The organism is Paenibacillus sp. J31P13, from assembly GCF_056269295.1.
Genome location: NZ_JBWDNR010000009.1, coordinates 15,132 through 33,660, shown reverse-complemented (window position 1 = coordinate 33,660; position 18,529 = coordinate 15,132). Strand labels below are relative to the sequence as shown.

The 18,529-nt window shown below is 41.9% G+C and carries 17 protein-coding genes; 5 read left to right on the top strand and 12 right to left on the bottom strand.

All coding sequences use genetic code 11. The features are described from left to right. Positions 1 to 34: 34 nt before the first annotated feature. The 3 genes from efeB to AC0YOD_RS23580 form a co-directional block, all read right to left on the bottom strand. Positions 35 to 1,363 (bottom strand): iron uptake transporter deferrochelatase/peroxidase subunit, encoded by a 1,329-nt coding sequence (gene efeB / locus AC0YOD_RS23590; protein ID WP_475801786.1) that lies wholly within the window; start codon positions 1,361 to 1,363, stop codon positions 35 to 37. Between the two features lie 4 nt (positions 1,364 to 1,367). Further along, positions 1,368 to 2,225: an iron uptake system protein EfeO gene (efeO, locus tag AC0YOD_RS23585; protein ID WP_475801785.1), complete on the bottom strand. Its 858-nt coding sequence runs from the start codon at positions 2,223 to 2,225 to the stop codon at positions 1,368 to 1,370. Positions 2,226 to 2,375: 150 nt separating this feature from the next. After that, positions 2,376 to 2,945, bottom strand: coding sequence for a hypothetical protein (locus tag AC0YOD_RS23580; protein ID WP_475801784.1), 570 nt, complete (start codon positions 2,943 to 2,945; stop codon positions 2,376 to 2,378). Between the two features lie 372 nt (positions 2,946 to 3,317). Between AC0YOD_RS23580 and AC0YOD_RS23575 the strand changes: the two genes are divergently transcribed. Both AC0YOD_RS23575 and AC0YOD_RS23570 read left to right on the top strand, forming a co-directional pair. After that, complete coding sequence (locus AC0YOD_RS23575; protein ID WP_475801783.1) at positions 3,318 to 4,265, top strand: hypothetical protein; 948 nt, start codon at positions 3,318 to 3,320, stop codon at positions 4,263 to 4,265. Between the two features lie 294 nt (positions 4,266 to 4,559). After that, positions 4,560 to 4,811 (top strand): NHLP leader peptide family RiPP precursor, encoded by a 252-nt coding sequence (locus AC0YOD_RS23570; RefSeq protein ID WP_475801891.1) that lies wholly within the window; start codon positions 4,560 to 4,562, stop codon positions 4,809 to 4,811. Positions 4,812 to 4,891: 80 nt separating this feature from the next. Here AC0YOD_RS23570 and AC0YOD_RS23565 read toward each other — a convergent pair whose 3' ends face one another. The 3 genes from AC0YOD_RS23565 to AC0YOD_RS23555 form a co-directional block, all read right to left on the bottom strand. Continuing rightward, complete coding sequence (locus AC0YOD_RS23565) at positions 4,892 to 6,814, bottom strand: ATP-binding protein (RefSeq protein ID WP_475801782.1); 1,923 nt, start codon at positions 6,812 to 6,814, stop codon at positions 4,892 to 4,894. Between the two features lie 169 nt (positions 6,815 to 6,983). Continuing rightward, complete coding sequence (locus AC0YOD_RS23560; protein ID WP_475801781.1) at positions 6,984 to 7,898, bottom strand: Gfo/Idh/MocA family protein; 915 nt, start codon at positions 7,896 to 7,898, stop codon at positions 6,984 to 6,986. 104 nt (positions 7,899 to 8,002) lie between these two features. Continuing rightward, entirely contained in the window at positions 8,003 to 8,620 is a 618-nt protein-coding gene (locus AC0YOD_RS23555; protein ID WP_475801780.1) for a class I SAM-dependent methyltransferase, read from the bottom strand. A gap of 167 nt (positions 8,621 to 8,787) precedes the next feature. On the opposite strand from AC0YOD_RS23555, the gene AC0YOD_RS23550 reads away from it, so the two are divergent. Both AC0YOD_RS23550 and AC0YOD_RS23545 read left to right on the top strand, forming a co-directional pair. Next, the gene (locus AC0YOD_RS23550; protein WP_475801779.1) at positions 8,788 to 9,831 is read left to right on the top strand and encodes a SepM family pheromone-processing serine protease; all 1,044 of its coding nucleotides are present in this window, start codon (positions 8,788 to 8,790) and stop codon (positions 9,829 to 9,831) included. A 419-nt stretch (positions 9,832 to 10,250) separates the two neighbouring features. Beyond that, on the top strand, positions 10,251 to 11,027 hold the full coding sequence (locus AC0YOD_RS23545; RefSeq protein ID WP_475801778.1) for a DNA-binding response regulator: 777 nt from the start codon (positions 10,251 to 10,253) through the stop codon (positions 11,025 to 11,027). Positions 11,028 to 11,049: 22 nt separating this feature from the next. Here AC0YOD_RS23545 and AC0YOD_RS23540 read toward each other — a convergent pair whose 3' ends face one another. Further along, complete coding sequence (locus tag AC0YOD_RS23540; RefSeq protein ID WP_475801777.1) at positions 11,050 to 11,373, bottom strand: hypothetical protein; 324 nt, start codon at positions 11,371 to 11,373, stop codon at positions 11,050 to 11,052. A gap of 384 nt (positions 11,374 to 11,757) precedes the next feature. On the opposite strand from AC0YOD_RS23540, the gene AC0YOD_RS23535 reads away from it, so the two are divergent. Next, positions 11,758 to 12,726, top strand: a complete 969-nt coding sequence (locus AC0YOD_RS23535; protein WP_475801776.1) for an acetylxylan esterase — start codon at positions 11,758 to 11,760, stop codon at positions 12,724 to 12,726. 63 nt (positions 12,727 to 12,789) lie between these two features. Here AC0YOD_RS23535 and AC0YOD_RS23530 read toward each other — a convergent pair whose 3' ends face one another. From AC0YOD_RS23530 to desA, 5 genes are all read right to left on the bottom strand, one after another. Beyond that, a complete protein-coding gene (locus tag AC0YOD_RS23530; protein ID WP_475801775.1) occupies positions 12,790 to 13,824 on the bottom strand; it encodes an SGNH/GDSL hydrolase family protein in 1,035 nt (344 codons plus the stop codon). Positions 13,825 to 13,959: 135 nt separating this feature from the next. Then, a complete protein-coding gene (locus AC0YOD_RS23525) occupies positions 13,960 to 15,402 on the bottom strand; it encodes a nicotinate phosphoribosyltransferase (RefSeq protein WP_475801774.1) in 1,443 nt (480 codons plus the stop codon). A gap of 132 nt (positions 15,403 to 15,534) precedes the next feature. Continuing rightward, positions 15,535 to 16,134 carry a response regulator gene (locus AC0YOD_RS23520; protein ID WP_475801773.1) on the bottom strand — a complete coding sequence of 200 codons (600 nt, stop codon included), beginning with the start codon at positions 16,132 to 16,134 and terminating at the stop codon, positions 15,535 to 15,537. Positions 16,135 to 16,161: 27 nt separating this feature from the next. Beyond that, positions 16,162 to 17,280 carry a sensor histidine kinase gene (locus AC0YOD_RS23515; RefSeq protein ID WP_475801772.1) on the bottom strand — a complete coding sequence of 373 codons (1,119 nt, stop codon included), beginning with the start codon at positions 17,278 to 17,280 and terminating at the stop codon, positions 16,162 to 16,164. Between the two features lie 109 nt (positions 17,281 to 17,389). Beyond that, the gene (gene desA / locus AC0YOD_RS23510; RefSeq protein WP_475801771.1) at positions 17,390 to 18,448 is read right to left on the bottom strand and encodes a Delta(5) desaturase DesA; all 1,059 of its coding nucleotides are present in this window, start codon (positions 18,446 to 18,448) and stop codon (positions 17,390 to 17,392) included. Positions 18,449 to 18,529 lie beyond the last annotated feature (81 nt).

Below are 18,529 nucleotides of genomic sequence, written 5' to 3'. Positions count from 1 at the left end.
CGTTCGCTCCTTTCATCATAACAAGCTTATTCGATTAAAAAAGCGTTTCACCTATATAGCCGCCTTCTTGAACACCCGGGAAGCAAGCGAATAAAGCGCTGCCTGTATGAACAATATACTCATTCAACAAATCGCTTTGTCCCATTCTCTGCTGCATAGGTATAAATTGCTTCCGAGAATCCCGATTGAAGCAAATAAACAGCAGCCCTGCATCAAGCTGACCCGTCTTATTATCCATACCGCTTGAATAAGAGAAGGAGCGCCGTAATATTTTCACCGTACCGTCGCCATGCGCCAATCGAACATGAGAACGCATCGGAATAAGAGGCTTGCCATTGGCATCCTTGCCCTCCATATCCAGTGCATCGAATTCACGCGCAGCGCCAATTGGCGCCCCGCTTTCGCGATGGCGGCCGAATGTCGCTTCTTGATCGCCAAGGGTAGAGCGGTCCCATACTTCTACTCGAATCCGAATTCGTCTAACGACCATATAGCTTCCTTTATCCATCCACCCAGCACCATCTGAAGCAGCAGCCCAGACAACCTTCTTCATTTCCGCTTCATCAGATACATTTGGGTTGCCTGTTCCATCTTTAAAGCCCATTAGATTGCGAGGAGTCGCTCCCGAAGGATCGGCGCCGCTTGATCGCTGAAATCCTTCCTGCGTCCAGCGCAGCACTGCCTTACCTCTAGCAATCCGAGCCAAATTACGTATCGCATGAAAGGCGATTTGCAGATCATTCGCATTTACTTGAACACCAATATCACCGCCAGACCATTCCGTTCGAAGCTCATCACCGCCGAATGCCGGCAAATCCACCAGGGCAGCAGGACGTTTACCAGCTAAGCCGAATCTGGCATCAAAGAACGACCCGCCTACTCCGAAAGTAATCGTGGTGCGAGATGGAGAAAGCCCAGCTGCCTCGCCTGTATCCGAAGGCGGCATGTTGACATTACTATTCGTGCTTCCAATCATCTCTCCATTTGCTAATGAAGCCGAGGCCGAAGTCCAAGCTTGGAACAGACTGCGAACCTGATCAAGCGAAGTCGCAGTAATATCAAAAGCCGCGAAGACAATGAAATCCTGCGGCGGTGTGACAATACCAGCCTGATGAGGCCCGAAAAAACTTACGATATTGCTCGCATCTGCTGCTTTCGATGCCTTTGTTTCAGCTGAAGCAGTCTTTGCTGCCTTGCTTTCCCCTACTGATAGCAACCCGCCAACGCCGGCTCCACCAAATAGAAGCCCTGCTCCTCCAACGCCAGCCAGCCGCAATAAATCTCTGCGGCTGATTGATTTCTTTAACATTCCCGTTTCTTTATCTTCACCTTGAGAAGGTTCCGAATCTTTAGGTTGATTCATAACATTACGCCTCCAAAATTGTTCCCATTTGCGAAAGAGGCTCTGCTAGCGCATCGATAAGCTGGCTTAGCTTCTTCGTATCTTCCTCTTTCAAATCAAGATAGGATACATAACCATCACCGGATTTATAAGCAGCCAGCGCTTGCTCCAAATCAGCAAAGCCTTTGCCGATTTGCTCGTTAAGCGCGGCATCTTTTTCATTCAATTTTTCTTTTAGCAGCTCGTAGATTTTGTCTGCACCTTCCACATTAGCAACAAAGTCATATAAATCGGTGTGCGAGTATCGCTCTTCCTCTCCAACAACCTTAGAAGAGGATACTTCATTCAACAGTTCTACCGCTCCCGTTACAAGCAAGCTAGGCTCGACCTCAACTGTTTCCATCAACGCACGAAGCAGCTTTACATCCTCTAATAGACGATCAGCATAATCATTCATGCCTTCAGTTGAGTTTTTCTCCCAAAGCGCTTGCTCGATGCGGTGGAATCCGCGCCAGTCCTTGTCTTCAACATCATTTTCACGTGCATCTATATTGGGATCAAGATCACCGAGAGCATCTGCAATCGGTTCGATTCTTTCAAAATACATTCGTGTCGGCGCATACAGCTTCTTCGCTGTCTCTACATCGCCGCCTTTAACAGCCGTTACAAATTTCTCTGTTTCAATAATAAAGGTGTCCGCTTGTTCAATGGTAAATTGACGATAGCTCTCCAAAATTGGAGTCCATGTCTCATCCGTTGCAGCCGTATCCTTCTCCACATTTGCCGTCGCAGTTGCAGGCTCATTCTTATCCGCCGCGTTCGTGCCGCACCCTGTAAATACGATCATGCACGCCGTTAAAAAAGCTACTAATTTAAACTTCATTATTTAAGACTCCCCTGCTCCATAAATTGGATCTTTTTATCCTAAAATGAAGTATAGTAGCAAATGATAATCATTGTCAATGGATGTTTTATGTGCAAAATATACCACTTAAAGGATCACAAAAAAAGATCTCCACATGAGAGATCTTCATTAGGCTGTTCGAAATGCTCCTGTTGCCTGCAGCTCTTCATTGCATCCTGTATAGGACTGCAGCTTGCCGTGATAAACAAGTTCAAGAACTGTTGTTTTCTGCAAATCGCCAGGCGTTACAAAAATCGATGGCTTATCTACTAGGCATACACCATTTTGTTCGAACACAGACGCTACGAACTGTGAGCAGAAATACGCGTACTCTCGTTTCATCTCAATATTGAGCATAACGCCCAGCATGCCGAGCAAATTGTATTTATATTGATCGCGATTTTGCTCCATATAATGAATTTGCTTTCGAATGCTCGTATACGCACTCATACTTATTGTACATCTATAAATCGAACAGGTTGAATGCTCGAAAAACTCTCCGCGCACGTCTTCCTTCACAAACCCTGCAAAAAAAGGATTGCTCGGATTTTTTCTTCCAAAGCTATATACTTCATTCAATTCACTGTCAAATGCTATAGAAGCATGGTTTAACATATCTTTGGTATACCATTGGATTGTTTTTGAAAATAAAGTACCCGTACTTGTTAGAAGCACATAAATTTCAACTTCTTTACTCATCCCTACTACCTCCACATTAAAGAACTTTCATCTAAGTAATAACTTTAATGCAGGAGAACATATTTCTAAACCTGCTCAGGTAATAAGTGGCACCTCGACCTTAGTCCAGTTTTTTGGCTAGTAAAATGTGATAGAGAACCGTTAAGCTGCCGCTCATTATTTCATAACCTTTCTTCATTTTACTGGATTTTCTATTTTTACTCAACAAATTCTTAATCTATTTTCTGCTATCTCCAAAAATGTTACCTTTTACTTACTAGTGACATGTTATAGTAGGAAAAGATTTACAACAATCATTTACTATATATATGCAGAAGGTCTCTATTTAGTATAGACGGTTGATTCAATTCTTTTGTTGCGGAGGATTCTTCTATGGATTGGTATAACAAATATAAAACAAATCTCAGTTCCGTTTTCACTATTGCAGAACAACAGATAGCTGCCTTTCCCCAGCCATTGGACATGATTGGACTTGCTTTTGCAGATAAATTCAATCCCGTTAAGCATGACAGTGGAAAAGATTATATATGCACGCTGCTCCCTTTTTGGATCAAAGATTGGGCTGGCATCAACGACTCACAATGCGAACAGCTTGCCTTAGCTAATGTATATGGCATGCTCTATTTTTTTATTCAGGATGAGGTTATGGACAGCAAACAGCCTTCTTCTAATTGGAAAGAACGACTTGCGCTGGGAAACCTTCTGCTGCTGGAAATGTTCAAGGTGTTTCGTGCGTTATTTTCTTCCGATTCGGTGTTTTGGAGCTATTATGACGGATATACGGCAACTTGGGCAGATAGTGTTGTGAATGAGAATCGGCTTAATTATTTCGTCAACAAACCTTTACGCACAGCTGGTAAGGCAAGTCCTGTGAAAATCTCCAGCACCGGAGCACTGCTGCTATCGAGACGTGAGCAGATGATTCCAGCAATGGAAAACGCGGTCGATATCGCTCTGACTACACTTCAAATGGCAGACGATTGGGCAGATTGGCGAGAGGATTGGAGCGAGGAAAGCTATAACGGCTTAATCGCTATGATCGCTGCGGGCAGACCATCTGATGCAAAGCCACTTACAGAAAAAGATATCGAGAATGCAATTTATATTAGAGGCTGCATGTACGACTATGTCCAAATCGCAAGCGAAAATCATGACAAATTAATCGCCTCCAAGATTGAAGTGAGCGAACTAATAGATTTCCATGCCTATATTCTAAATCATTTGAACCGGACTGCTGAGAAGTTACAGACGAATTTAAACTTACAGATGAACGGGGGATTTCATTCCTTTTTGTCTACTCAGGTCATGAATGAGATCTAAAATTAATGGTTTTTTTTGTATAATTTTCACGAAACTATATCATCATACATGATAAACGATTAAAAGAAATATTACCTCATTTAGGTACTATTTCATAATGAGTATCTATTAAAGGTGTCCTATGCCCTATTAGCATAGAACACCTTTTTTCATGTCAACTGACGACTGGTTCAATAACCTGTTACTTTAACACCATTTATTTCATTATTTTTGTCGAATTCTTATGAATTAACATAGATTATGTCGAACAAACATGATAAGCTATATGTGGTAAACTTATACATATTGGGAAGGGTGATTATATTGTCTAATCAACAAACACTAAGAGATCAAATTATCCAAAAAGCATGGGAAGATGACGCTTTTAAAGCGAAGCTTCTTGCTGATCCAAAAGCAGCTATTCAAGAAGCCTTTGGCATTGAAGTACCTGATTCAATTGAATTGAATGTTGTAGAAGAGACGTCTAACAAGTTTCATTTGGTTATTCCACAAAATCCATCTGAAATAAAACCAGATGCTAGCGTTAAAGCACCAATGTGGCTATAATTTAGTCTTTGATCCCTTCATCCAGTTTTTAATAGGAGCTCAGAGAGCTGAGCAAAAAATAAAAGCGTCGATAACTCTAATTAAAGAGTTATCGACGCTTTTTCACCTACCGGGAAAACAATATTGACCTCCGTACCTATTCCTCTTTCACTTTTAAACGTAATCTTGCCTTGCATCACTTCAATTATTCGAAAAGTAACCATCAAGCCTAGACCAGTACCTTTTGTTTTTTTGGAGTAATAAGGCTCACCCAATCTCTTTAGATCGGATTCATGCATTCCTTCACCGTTATCTATAATTCGAACAACAATTTCTTTAGAATCTTTTTGTTCGTAGGCTTGAATATGTATCAATCCTTCACTTCCAAGCGCTTCTATACTGTTTTTTATGATATTAATTAAGGCTTGTTTAAACTTAGATGAATTCCCTCTTACGAATAAATCTTTGTCTAAATCTACTTTAATTATTCCACCTTGCATGGTAGCTAACGGAATAAGTATGCCTTCTATTTGATGAAGCTCCTCTGCGATATTAAGCATAGTTGTTTGTTCAATCTGAGGTTTCGCAAATGTCAGGAAATCAGTAATGATTGCAGATGCACGATCAAGCTCATCAATTGCAAGCAGCATATAGCTTTTATCCTTATCATTTGTTGTCTTCTCTCCAAGCAGTTGAAGAAATCCTCGTGTTACCTGCAATGGATTTCTCACCTCATGGGCTACAGAGGCTGCCAGTTGACTGATAATTTCCATTTTCTCTGAACGTTGGAGCTCTGTGTTGAACACTTCCAGCCTTTTGGAATATCTGACTACTTGCTCGTAGTTTTCCAGTATTCTGCGGATCAACAATATAACAAGAGATGCTAAAAAACAAAGCATTCCCCACTTCCAGTAATACAAATCATAGCTTACTTCTCTTACAAAAAATAAAGTGATCTCAACAATGCCAATCCCTGCAAAGATACCAAATCCAATAAATAATATCATTGCTTCTTTCTTCCCAATCTTGCTGAAGAATATAAGGGAGATAATTAACAAAATGTTCCCAAAAACAACTGATAGTCCGAAACCAATAGTAATAACAATATCATATATGTCCTTAATCCCAGGTGATGCAAATGATATAAAGAGCCATATTATACTAATTGTTGCGAAGATGACTTGAAATTTTCTAAATCTAGTAACCAGCTTATAGGGTCCAGATCCGAATGTTTTTTCGAAAAAGATAAAGATAGCCGGCATTATAATTGTGGATGCTATATCAAATAAATAATATGTAAAGACGCCTAACTCCGAATACATTTTATGCAGGTATGGCGAGTAGGTTAGGATCATAACACCAACTGATAATATAACAACGGCTAGCGATGACCAGCCCTCTAAGTAGGTCCGATTTAAAAAAATCATACAAATCAGCATAGCCACCGATATAAATATAAGTGAAGTTCCTAATACAAAGTCTAAAATGTCTCGCTTCATAAACCATTTGTTTAGAATCTGATATTCTCCCACTATCATTTGCTCTTGCAAACCGATTTGAGCAATATCAGAATTTAATTTTATCATGAGTATTTTATTTGCATCGCTCGTATTTAACGTTAGTAAGATTTCATTTTTATTGTATGGATATTTTCTATTTGATTCATAAACGATTTTATCATCAATATAAATGGTGACATTCTTTGAATAAAGCTTATGTATAAGCAATGCAGGACTAGCAAACTCGAAATCGGGCAATTGCACTCTCATCCAAGCAGAACTCACATCAACTGGTGGAATAGGCATCGGTTCATAGGCAGAAATAGGCATCCATCCCGCTTCAGTTTGAATGAGAGATGGATTCTCCGATCTGTTTAAATGATTACCGTTCTCCCACTTCATTTCCCATTTTGTAATTGTGGAGTTAGGCACGTCAGAAATAGCATAAACAGGACTGACTAGTATGGGGAATATGAGTAATAGCGATAGCACGAGGACAACCGCAAATCTATGTATAGCTTTCATTGGACACCTCAAAAATTCTGATGCAAATCTATTGTACGGATATAATTCGACAATCTTCGATAAACTTCCTGCTAAGATTTGCCTATTTGCAGAAATAAATTACAAAGAATCTCCTACATAAAAAAGCTGTCTCTAGGACTTTAGCCTTTTGAGACAACTTAATGTCTTTCTATTCATTTAACATGTTCATTAACATTTGTTGTGACTTCATAGCTTCCTCACCATTAATGGTCGGTTCTATATGATCTATTATGCATTTTATAAAATACTGCACGGCATCTTCAAATCCTCGTTGCTTCAATATACTCTGCCAAGAAGGAGCGTGTGTGGTTTTTATTTCCTCCCCTTGCTCTACCTCTATTAAATTCATGTTTTTGATCCGAATAATTGCGCCGTCCTTAACGATCTCAAGCTGCTCAAGGTTTGTTCCCGCATGACGATGCATGGCCGTAGAGATGGCAAGCCCCTTTTCCGTAACATAATGATGCTGTGCGTGAAGCAGCTGATTTTGTTCGTTGACCCGAATACTGCCCTGTTTCATTGTAATGCTGCTGTTTCCCAGCCATCTAGCGGTATCCAACAAATGCAAGTAGTCATCCAGCATCGTATATTCTGCTCCATGTGGACCAATGGCATGGGCTCGATGCTTCTCTATTGTAATCCAAGCAGCCGTATCCAACTGTTCCTTTACCTTTGCATACAAAGGGGCGAATCGACGATTAAAGCCTACCATTAGCTTCCTTCCTAGCTTAGCGCTCAGCTCAGCAAGCTGCTCCGCTTGCTCTAATGTTGATGCCAACGGTTTGTCTACATATACATCTTTCCCCATCCGCAGAAGATTGGACACAACCTCATAATGCGATTCCGTTGAGCTGTGTACAAACAACGCGTCACACTGCTGTGCGAGATCGGATAAGCTGCTGAAATCTTTCAAGCGATACTGCTCGCAAATCGCCTGGCTCTTCTCAGCATTTGGCGAGTAAGCTCCCTCAAACGTCCACTCTGTTGCCTTGGACAATATCGGAAGATATGCTTTTTGAGCAATCCCGCCTAGTCCAACCATTCCTATTCGCGGTTTATTCATCTGGCTGCTCCCCGATTCTTTGTAACATGGTTTATGCTGATTTTATACGATTAATCCATAAATTAGTAGTAGCTTTATAAACCTATAATTTTCATAATACGAATTTACACTTTGAAGTTCCTCTTTCGGAGCGTAAGTGACTGAAAGTGCGGCTTATTGTGACCCAGCTGGATCGTGTGAAAATCAATAATATCAAAATGCCTCTGAACAATTTGCTCCAGATCCGCATCGTTATACATAGCAAAAAAACGTTTGGGCTCATAAAAATCCTGCTCCCATATTCCTTCCGTATCCTGACCTCCGTAGACGCCATAAAAAAACAAGCCATCCGGCATGAGAACCCTCTCGATTTCTGTCAACACATTGTCGATGTCTGATTTCGGTACATGCAGCAAACAGTTGAGCGCGTAAACACAGTCGAAGGACTCATCTGGAAGCTCCAGATTATAAAAATCTAAATTCCGAGCATCAAGTCCCTTATCTAGACAAAGTAAAATCATTTCATCAGAGAGATCAGTCGCTACGACCTCAAGTCCATTTTGTGCAAAAAACAAACTGTCTCTTCCGGGTCCCGCTCCTATCTCGAGCAACGTGAGCTTGTCTTCTTGATTCAAAAGGTTTAGAAATGCGGAACGCTCCGCTTCCTTCCACGGCTCAATGCCGCTTTTATCTCTTTCTTCAGCATGCTCATTATAGCTTTGACGCAGCGATTGCTTTCTCATTTGGTTAACCCCTTCAGTTCAATGAAGTCCTTTCAAAATGGTCGGATTTTAAAATAGACTTCGACACATCGGCTTCAATTCCCTTCCATTTTCCAACTCATTATTATTGATCTTCTGTTAATATAAATAGAGATTACATTTATTCAATGAGAAAGAGGACTCTTAAGATGGATAGAACCAATTATAGACGCAATAACAAAAGAATGATTTTGCTGCTCGGAATGCTCCTTATATTTGCTTCTGCAACAATGATTCCTCTGCCCTACTACATTTATGAGCCGGGGTCGATTGAAAACCTTGCGAGTTATGTAAAAGTAGAAGATGGACAACTCTCAGAGAAAGGCAGTTTTAATCTCACGACAGTATTCTCATTAAAAGCAAATAATGCACTTACTTTATTGTACGGCTGGATTCGCAAGGACACTGAAATTCGAGAGGCTAAAAAGGTACGTGGTACTTTAACTGATGCCGAATATACAAGCTTGCTGGCCCATATGATGAAAAGCTCGCAAAACAATGCCATTGTCGCTTCGCTTGAACAGATTGGCAAACCTATTCCGATGACTTATACAGGCTTATTCGTTCAAACGATTTTCGCTGATTCCAAGGCAGCAGGTGTGCTTTACCCTGGTGATGTCATTATTGAAGCGGATGGCAAAGCTGTAACTCGTCTTAATGAGATGAGTGCCGTTCTCAAAGGTGGAAAGAAAGCAGGCGATACACTGAAACTCGTCGTCCTGCGCGGAGACAAACGGATATCTTTAGAGGTAGAGCTTCAGACTTCGTCCACGAATGCTGCAGCCGTGCCTCGAATCGGGATCGTAACCGAGGATCAATATACAATTGACCCTCCTGTTCTGATCGATTTTACAACATCTAATATAGGCGGACCATCAGCAGGGCTTATGTTCTCATTAGAAATTATTGATCAGTTGACCGATGGTGAGCTGACGCATGGCAAGCTTATTGCCGGAACGGGAACCATAGATCCTAGCGGGAAAGTTGGACAAATTGGAGGCATTCGCGACAAAATCATTGCCGCTGCTCATGCGGGCGTAGATATCTTTTTTTGCCCATCGGATGAGTTGGAAAGCGACGATAATGAAAAGGATATTTTAGACGAGGCTCGAAAAAAAGGCTATGACATTACAATCGTACCAGTTCACACACTAGAAGAAGCTGTCCATTATTTGGAGGGGCTGTCTGGTTAGAGAAGTTTGTTGAGATGATTTAGGTTAATTCAATATCCGGCAGAGAAATTGTGCATGCTGTTCAATTGCATCATGAATAGGCTTGTGACTTCGTGCATGTTGTTCGACTGAATCATAAATAGGCTAGCGACTTTTTGCATGTTGTTCGACTGAATCATAAATAGGCTAGTGACTTTTTGCATGTTGTTCGACTGAATCATAAATAGGCTAGTGACTTTTTGCATGTTGTTCGACTGAATCATAAATAGGCTAGTGACTTTTTACATGTTGTTCGACTGAATCATAAATAGGCTAGTGACTTTTTACATGTTGTTCGACTACAATAATTTTAGGTGAAGCACACCGCTCTTTCCTCGAACTCTCGTTCGTGGAGGAGCGGTGTTTTTTATTTTTATAATGATGGGGGCGGGATACAGCTGATGGTTAATGGGCTAATTCAAAGTAACATTGTTCGTGATGCAGCAAGGGATTTAGAAGCTTCAAGTTATTTAGGGAATACGACTAATAGGGAAATGTTGGAGAGCAAGTACCGTGCATGGATACTGCAGCATACAGAAATGCGAGACCTTCACAGTGAACGAAGACGCCGCTTAACGGATCGTGATGATCATGGTGAACGACTATTTGCGAGTAATATATGGTGGCCTGTTGTGGGCAACTTTGAATATCTGCATCCTGAATATGAAGTGAATGATTATCGTGATGGCAGTCGGTTTCTAGATTTCGCATACATTCGCACTCCCTATCGAATCTCGATAGAAATTGACGGCTATGGCGGGCATCAAAGAAATGCATCACGAAGAGTTTTTGGAGATGATCGTTTTAGACAAAATCAACTCGTGCTAGATGAATGGAAAATTGTACGCTTCTCGTATGATGACGTTCGTGAGCGGCCACGGCAATGCCAACAATTTATTCAACAACTGCTTGGCAAACTATATGGTATCGGAATGAATGATTTGCTAGAGATTCAATTCTCCATAATGGAACGTGAAATCATCCGATGGGCGAAGCGGCGTGGACACAAGGTTACCTTCACTCCGAAAGAGGTAGAAAAGCTGCTTGGGGTAAGCCATTACACAGCACTGAAATACTTAAACAAACTGAGGCAAATGCAATGGATTGAGCAAGCCTCAGGTGGTAGCAGAATACGCAGTTATCACTTGTCCGCCAAAACCACCTCTATCCTAATATGAAATTAGCATATTTCTTGTAAATTTATGTTTGAATGCATTCCTTCAACGTTGAGTTGGCGGACATTTGCATAACTGCATTGGATATCAGCTTGCGGAGCAAATTAGAGCTAGTTTCTAGCTCTATTGGCTGGGTTTTGGTTGGTTTGACTAGAATAGAGCTAGTTTCTAGCTCTATTCGGTCGGTATCGGCGTTTCTTCGGCTGATATGCGGCTCTTGGAGCAAATTAGAGCTAATTTCTAGCACTGTTGGCTGGGTTTTGGTTAGTTTAACCAGAATAGAGCTAGTTTCTAGCTCTATTTGATCGGTATCGGTGTTTCTTCGGCTGATATGCGGTTCGCGGAGCAAATTAGAGCTAGTTTCTAGCTCTATTAGCTCGATTTTGGTTGGTTTGACCAGAATAGAGCTAGTTTTTAGCTCTATTCGCTCGATTTTGGCTGGTTTGACCAGAATAGAGCTAGTTTCTAGCTCTATTTGATCGGTATCGGCGCTTCTTCGGCCGATATGCGGCTTGTGGAGCAGAATAGAGCTAGTTTCTAGCTCTATTGGCTGGGTTTTGGTTAGTTTAACCAGAATAGAGCTAGTTTCTAGCTATATATATTCGGTACACTAGCGCAAGCTATTACCGTTACACTTACAGTTACGGTTGCGCTTTCACCTTACAATTGATATCATCATGCTAGCTTTTACTTCTTCTATTACTTCATACTAAATAAAAGGGATGGTAACGACATGGCACAGCCTTATGATTTGCCTCTTGAACAGCTTCGTGTATACAAACCTGAATCCACCAAGCAAGCTGATTTCGACGAGTTTTGGACGAGAACGCTAGCTGAATTAGCTGCCGTCCCTCTGGAATATGAGAGAACAGAACTCAGCTATCCCGTGAAGGGTATAAAGGTATATCGTATTTTCTATAAAGGCTTTAATCATGCGAGAATTGAAGCAATTCTAGCATTGCCAGATCAAGCAGAGCCGCTGCCTGGTATCGTCGCCTATCACGGCTATAACTGGTGTATGGACGGAGATATTCATGATACGGTGAACCAAGCCTTGAAGGGTTATGCGGTTCTGAAAATGTTCTGCCGCGGCCAGCATGGCGAGAGTGAGGATAATGTTGTCTCAACAAACGGTCATGTTGCCGGATGGATGGCCAAGGGCATTCAAAATAAGGATGAGTATTATTACCGCGCTGTCTATATGGATGCTGTACGTGCCATCGCTGTACTAGCTGCTATGCCAGAGGTGGATAAGAGCCGCATAGCTGTAACTGGCGGCAGCCAAGGCGGAGCGCTCACGCTAGCAGCTGCAGCCTTGTCGGACATACCTAAGCTCGCAGTTGCAGACCATCCCTACTTGTCACATTTCGAACGGGCGATTGATACCACCCCGCGCGGACCATACAGCGAGCTCAATGACTACTTCCGCCGTCATTCTGGCAGCCCTGAGCTTGAGACTAAAGCAAAGAAAACACTGAGCTATTTTGACATTATGAATTTGGCACCGCGTATTCGCTGCTATTCGTGGTTGACGATTGGACTTATTGACGACATTACGCCGCCATCAACCGTATTTGCCGCATATAATCACTTAACCTGTGAGAAGGATATTGCTGTCTATCGGTACTTTGGACATGAGCTTGTACCGGGATCTATCGCACCGCGTCTGCAATTATTTATGGATTTTCTGCAAAACAACTAATACGAATAACACAAAGGACATTTTCCTCATACGAAGGGGAATGTCCTTTGCCTTACAAGCCGGCTACCAGCTCCGTTTTTGTTTAATTTCCTTCACTAATTGTTCCGCCATAAGAGCATGCGTGATAACCGTGGGGTGACCTGTTTCTCCCATTCCATCCCGCTCCGCGTTCGCTTCATCGAATAGAAAGAAATGCACATTCTCATCTCCGACATTGCGAATATGATGGAATGCATCCCATATATGTTCCTTCACAGGAGAGGTTTGGAAAGGTCCTAATGTCATAAAAATAGAAGCTGAACCATACCGATTTCGAATACGAGATACAAATGATGTATAAGTTCCAATGAAATATTCCCGATCAATCGAATAATTGTTATCATTTGTACCGAGGTTAATGACCACGACATCCGGAATCCAATTCTCAAAATCCCATCTTGACTCCGAATACAGTGGATTTAATAGCTCATACTGATCCTTCATCGTATTCACACGTTCATCGCCATAATTAACGGTCAGACCGATTCCGGATACTGCAATCGTATGATGCTCGGCATCTAAAGCGCGCGCAGCCATTGTTCCATAAGCGAAGCTATTATTTTCATGCTCTGCAATGTTCGGATCGCCGTTCTTTCCCTCATTGCCTGAGCCTGCGCTTATTGAATCACCAATAATCTCGATTTTTCGCATTAAATGAGGAGGGGGAGTCAAAAATATTCCACCCTCAGGAAGCGATACACCTAAAAATTGAATCGTACCAAACATGGCTTCCGTTCGCTTATAAATTTCGATCGTATGCGCTTCGGTGCTGTCCAAACCTTTCGCGATCGAAAGTAACCCATCTGCTTCACCGACATGATACTTACAAGGAGCTCCACCGTCCAAACTTATATCCATCCAAGAATCTGCTCGCTCACTAACGATCATATTCAGATCTATAGCGCTCGCCTGAAACCGAATTGCTATTGAACTGCCTGCCCAAGACAGGATCGGTCCCTTTGGGTCCGTCCAATCTAGTCTGCCTATGTACCTCGCATGCTCACGAAGATCAAAAAGTTCTGTTCCTGCTTCTTTGGCTGATTTCAACCCGTTACTCAAATATTCTGCCACTTCATTCACCCGTCTCATCATTATCTTGTTTGAAAAGGCGATGCCAATAACAGAATTATCATAAGGGTATTACTTCCATAAATCAAAACCTAATTTTGTTAGGTTCTGCATCCATACTTTAAGCTATATTTGATGCTGCTTGATGAGGTCCATTTTGAGTGTCCAAGCAGCTTCACTTAAGTTAACCCGATAAGGCTCTGCATTTAAACGACGCAAAGTCTGGGGCCAAAATTGTTCAATTTGCTTCGCATGATAATCACGAATATGCTCCAAAGTAGGCAGCTCATATACAAGCTCGCCTTGGATCATAATGGGCTTCAACAAAGAGATTGCGTCATATCGCTCAATATACTTGTTCATATAAGGATGAATGGGATCAAAAAGCTTAATCGGCTTCCATTCCTCAACATGTACTTCGTCTCTTAGCGTTATATAATCCGCCTCTGCTTTTCCTGTATCTTTATTAATAATGCGATAGACGTTTTTGAAGCCGGGACTGGATACCTTCTCTGGATTCGCTGAAATTTTGATAACCGGCTCATAGACACCGTCTTTCTCTCTTGCAACCAGCTTGTACACTCCGCCTAATGAAGGCTGATTCGCTGCGGTAATCAGCTTCGTACCGACTCCCCAAATATCAATAGCGGCTCCTTGGGATTTCAGGTTCGCAATCAGATCTTCATCCAAGTCATTTGAGGCAACAATCTTCACATCGGGAAAGCCTGCCTCGTCCAGCATTTTACGGGCCGTTTGGGATAGATAAGCTAGGTCACCGCTGTCAAGCCGAATAGCATTCAGCTTCTTACCTTGCTTCTGGAGCATTATAGCTATTTTGATTGCATTCGGTACACCCGTTTTTAACGTATTATATGTATCGACCAGCAAGGTCACGTGATCAGGCAGTGCTTCCGCATAAGCCCGGAATGCTTCTTCTTCCGTATCATGTCCCTGCACCCAGGAATGAGCATGTGTCCCTTTTGCCGGAATGCCAAATAGCATACCTGCTCTCATATTTGAGGTCGCATGGAAACCTGCAATATAGGCGGCTCTTGCTCCCCATATTGCAGCATCCGCTTCCTGTGCTCGTCTAGAGCCAAACTCAAGAAGCACATCATTTGGGGCAATCAGCTTCAAGCGAGATGCTTTGGTAGCAATTAGTGTTTGGTAATTCATCATGTTGAGAATAGCCGTCTCTATAAGCTGCGCTTCAAAGATTCTTGCTTCCACACAGATCAGAGGCTCATTTGCAAAAACTAGCGTTCCTTCCTCAACCGAATATATATTGCCTGTAAATCGGAAATTTCGCAGTTCCTCTAAAAAATCTTCCCGATAATTTTCTTCCTGTGTACGTAAATAAGCAATTTCTTCGTCTCCAAAATGAATGGATTGTATGTACTGCATGATTCTTTCCAGTCCTGCAAATACAGCAAATCCGTTCCCAAATGGCAGCTTACGGAAATAAGTTTCAAACACAGCCTTATCATTTAAGGTGCCTTGAATCCAATGTGCGTACATCATATTAATTTGATATTTATCAGTGTGCAGCGTTAAGTTCGAATAGCTCATCTCATAAACTCCCTTCCTTACTACTCTGTCCTTTACCACCAATTCTAACTCATAGAAACAGAGTGTAAACGGCTTTAAATGTTAAAATGAAAAAAACGCTACAAAGAACAAGATTCTGTTCCCATAAGCGTTTTATTTGAACCAGCCTTTTTCTTTAAACCGTGTAATCGCTTCAATACGGTTACTGACATCCAGTTTATCCAAAATGACGGAAATATAATTCCGAACAGTTCCCGTTGTCAGAAATAACTCGCTCGCAATTTCTTTCGTATTTTTTCCGTCGGCAACCAGTTCAAGGACTGCCTTCTCTCGCTCTGTTAAGGGATTTTCTTTGCCGTAGGCTTCATCAACCAGCTCAGAGGCGAAAATTCGTTTTCCCGCCATCACGCTGCGAATGGTGTCAGCCAGCTCTTCACTCGGACTGTCCTTTAGCAAATACCCGCTTACCCCTGCTTTAAGCGCTCGCTCAAAGTATCCCGATCGAGCAAATGTGGTTAGAATCATGACCTTGCAGCCTTGGCCCTTTAACTCTTCTGCTGCATCCAATCCTGTCTTAGCCGGCATTTCAATATCCATAATACAGATATCTGGTTTTAGCTCATGTACCAGCTTAATCGCGTCCTCACCGTTGCTGGCTCTTCCCACGACCTTCATGTCCTCTTCCAAATCGAGCAGAGAGGCGAGGGCGCCTAACAGCATGCGCTGATCTTCAGCAATAACGATTGAGATCAAATTCCCTCACTCCTTTCATACTCCGTATTAGACTTGTTTTAGTACCTTAGGTACTCTTATAATAAGCGTGGTTCCTTGACCCGAAACAATCTCGAGTGTTCCATTTACAAATTCGAGTCGTTCCTTCATCCCTTGAAGACCATGACCTCTATAGTTTCTATCCTGTTCTGCAATACCGACTCCATCATCTTCCACTTTGAGAACAAGCTCCGTTCGTGCTGATTCTATCATGATCATGCAAGTTGAGGCGCTGCTATGCTTGACCACGTTGGTCACGGCTTCCTTCAAGCACATGCTCATTACATTCTCAGTCAACAAATCTGTAACGCCGAGCTTCATATCTCCGATAAGCCTGCAATCAATCTCAGCGGCTTTCAAAATCTGCTTCACGCGGAAGAGCTCATCCTCTAGTCTCGCGCCCCGCATCTGTGTAACCATTTCCCTTACTTCCTTTAATGCCATTCTTGCCGTTTGCCGAACATCATTCATTTCAGCTTGTGCTTGTGCCGGGTTCTTAATCATTAATTTCCCCGCTAAATCACTCTTTAAACCGATCAAGGAAAGCTTCTGTCCCAGTGTATCATGCAGGTCACGGGCAATACGCTGCCGCTCCTCCATTTTCACAAGCTCAGAAATTCGTTTATTCGCATCCTCCAGCTGTCCTTCCAATTGTCCCTGCCTATTTCGGTTAAAGGTGTTGAAGGGAATCAGAATAACCATAATCAGACTGATTAAAATGAACGGAAATTGCGTAAAAAACAATTTATTCTGAGTAGCAAAGCCATAATTGACGGTAACAAATGTGCTCACAATATGAATGGTATATAGGGTAAAGAAACCAGCGCGATTCTGAATATTCCCAATAAAGAAAGCAAGAAAAATAGAAAAATAGACATAGCTAAACAATAAGGTCATCGCAATGGATATGACGATTTGCACACTAGTCCAGAAATAGACGAGCCATCCTTTTGATACAAATGAAAGCCTGTAGCATACGAAGAAAAGGATGATCATTATAATGCCGGATACAACCTCATAGGGCGAGGAAGACCGAAAGATAAAATAGAAAGGCAGGATACAGAAGACGACCCAAACATAAGGGTTTAGACCTGTGTTTTTGTGAAAAATCTGATACCACTTATTCAAAGTCGTCCACCCTTTTTCCTGATAGCTCATTTGATTCCTGAAGAAGACATAATTTATTTTAGCATATTTGTTTAGCAGTAAACCTATTTCTGCCCAAGATAGGCTTCAATTATTTAAACTTTAAGCTTGGCGATGTCGATTTCAACTTCTCAACTGCCACAGGATCCACTTTTTTCAGACGCTGCTTAATGCCTTTGAAGCTGACAAATTTTTTGTTTGATTCATCCCATAAACGGAATTGAAGCGACTCCAAGCTCTCACTAATATTGATTGTCGTAGCTTTGTGAAGCGGCGGCGTTGCATTATGCGCCTTCTCCAAATTGTAGTTAGGCACCTTCGGGCTCAAATGATGAACATGGTGGAAACCGATGTTTCCTGTAATCCATTGCAGAACCTTAGGTAATTTATAATACGAGCTTCCATCTACAGCAGCCTTCACGTAGCTCCACTCGTCTTCATTTTCAAAGTAAGAATCTTCAAATTGATGTTGAACATAGAATAACCAGATACCTAGCAGACCAGAGATGAAGAAGACTGGACCTTGAACAAGTACAAATGCTTGCCAGCCAATTGCCCAGATCAGCAATGCATACAGACCAACGATTAGTACATTAGTCAAATACGTATTCATCCGCTCTTTTCTTCTAGCGCCTTTTACATTAAAGCGATATTGAAGCAGGAAAACACCGATTGGGCCAAGTCCAAACATAACAATCGGGTGACGGTACATACGGTAAGCAATACGACGCATCATTGGTGCTGCAGCATATTCTTCTACAGTTAGAATCCATAGATCGCCAGTCCCTCGTTTGTCGAGGTTGCTGCTTGTTGCATGATGAATCGAATGCGAATTTTTCCATTGTCTATATGGGACAAGCGTAATGACACCCGTAATGGTTCCAAAAATGTCATTTGCTCTTTTGCTTTTGAAAAAAGATCCGTGACAGCAATCATGAAAAATGATGAACGTCCGAATAACAAAACCAGAAGTAAGCAGCGCGAGAGGGATGGTCAGCCAATAGGAAATCGAAAGACTTAAGTAAGAGGCATACCAAAGTATTACGAGCGGCACTAAGGTGTTAACAAGCTGTCTGATACTCGAATTCAAATCCGTTTTCTCAAAAGGGGCTACTTCTTTCTTCAGGTGAGCTAATTTCGGCTCTGTCATCTCATAATTCCTCCTCAATTTGACGCTTGGAGTGTGTCCTGGACGTCTTTCGCACTATTCTAACTTTATTGTAAAGGGAAA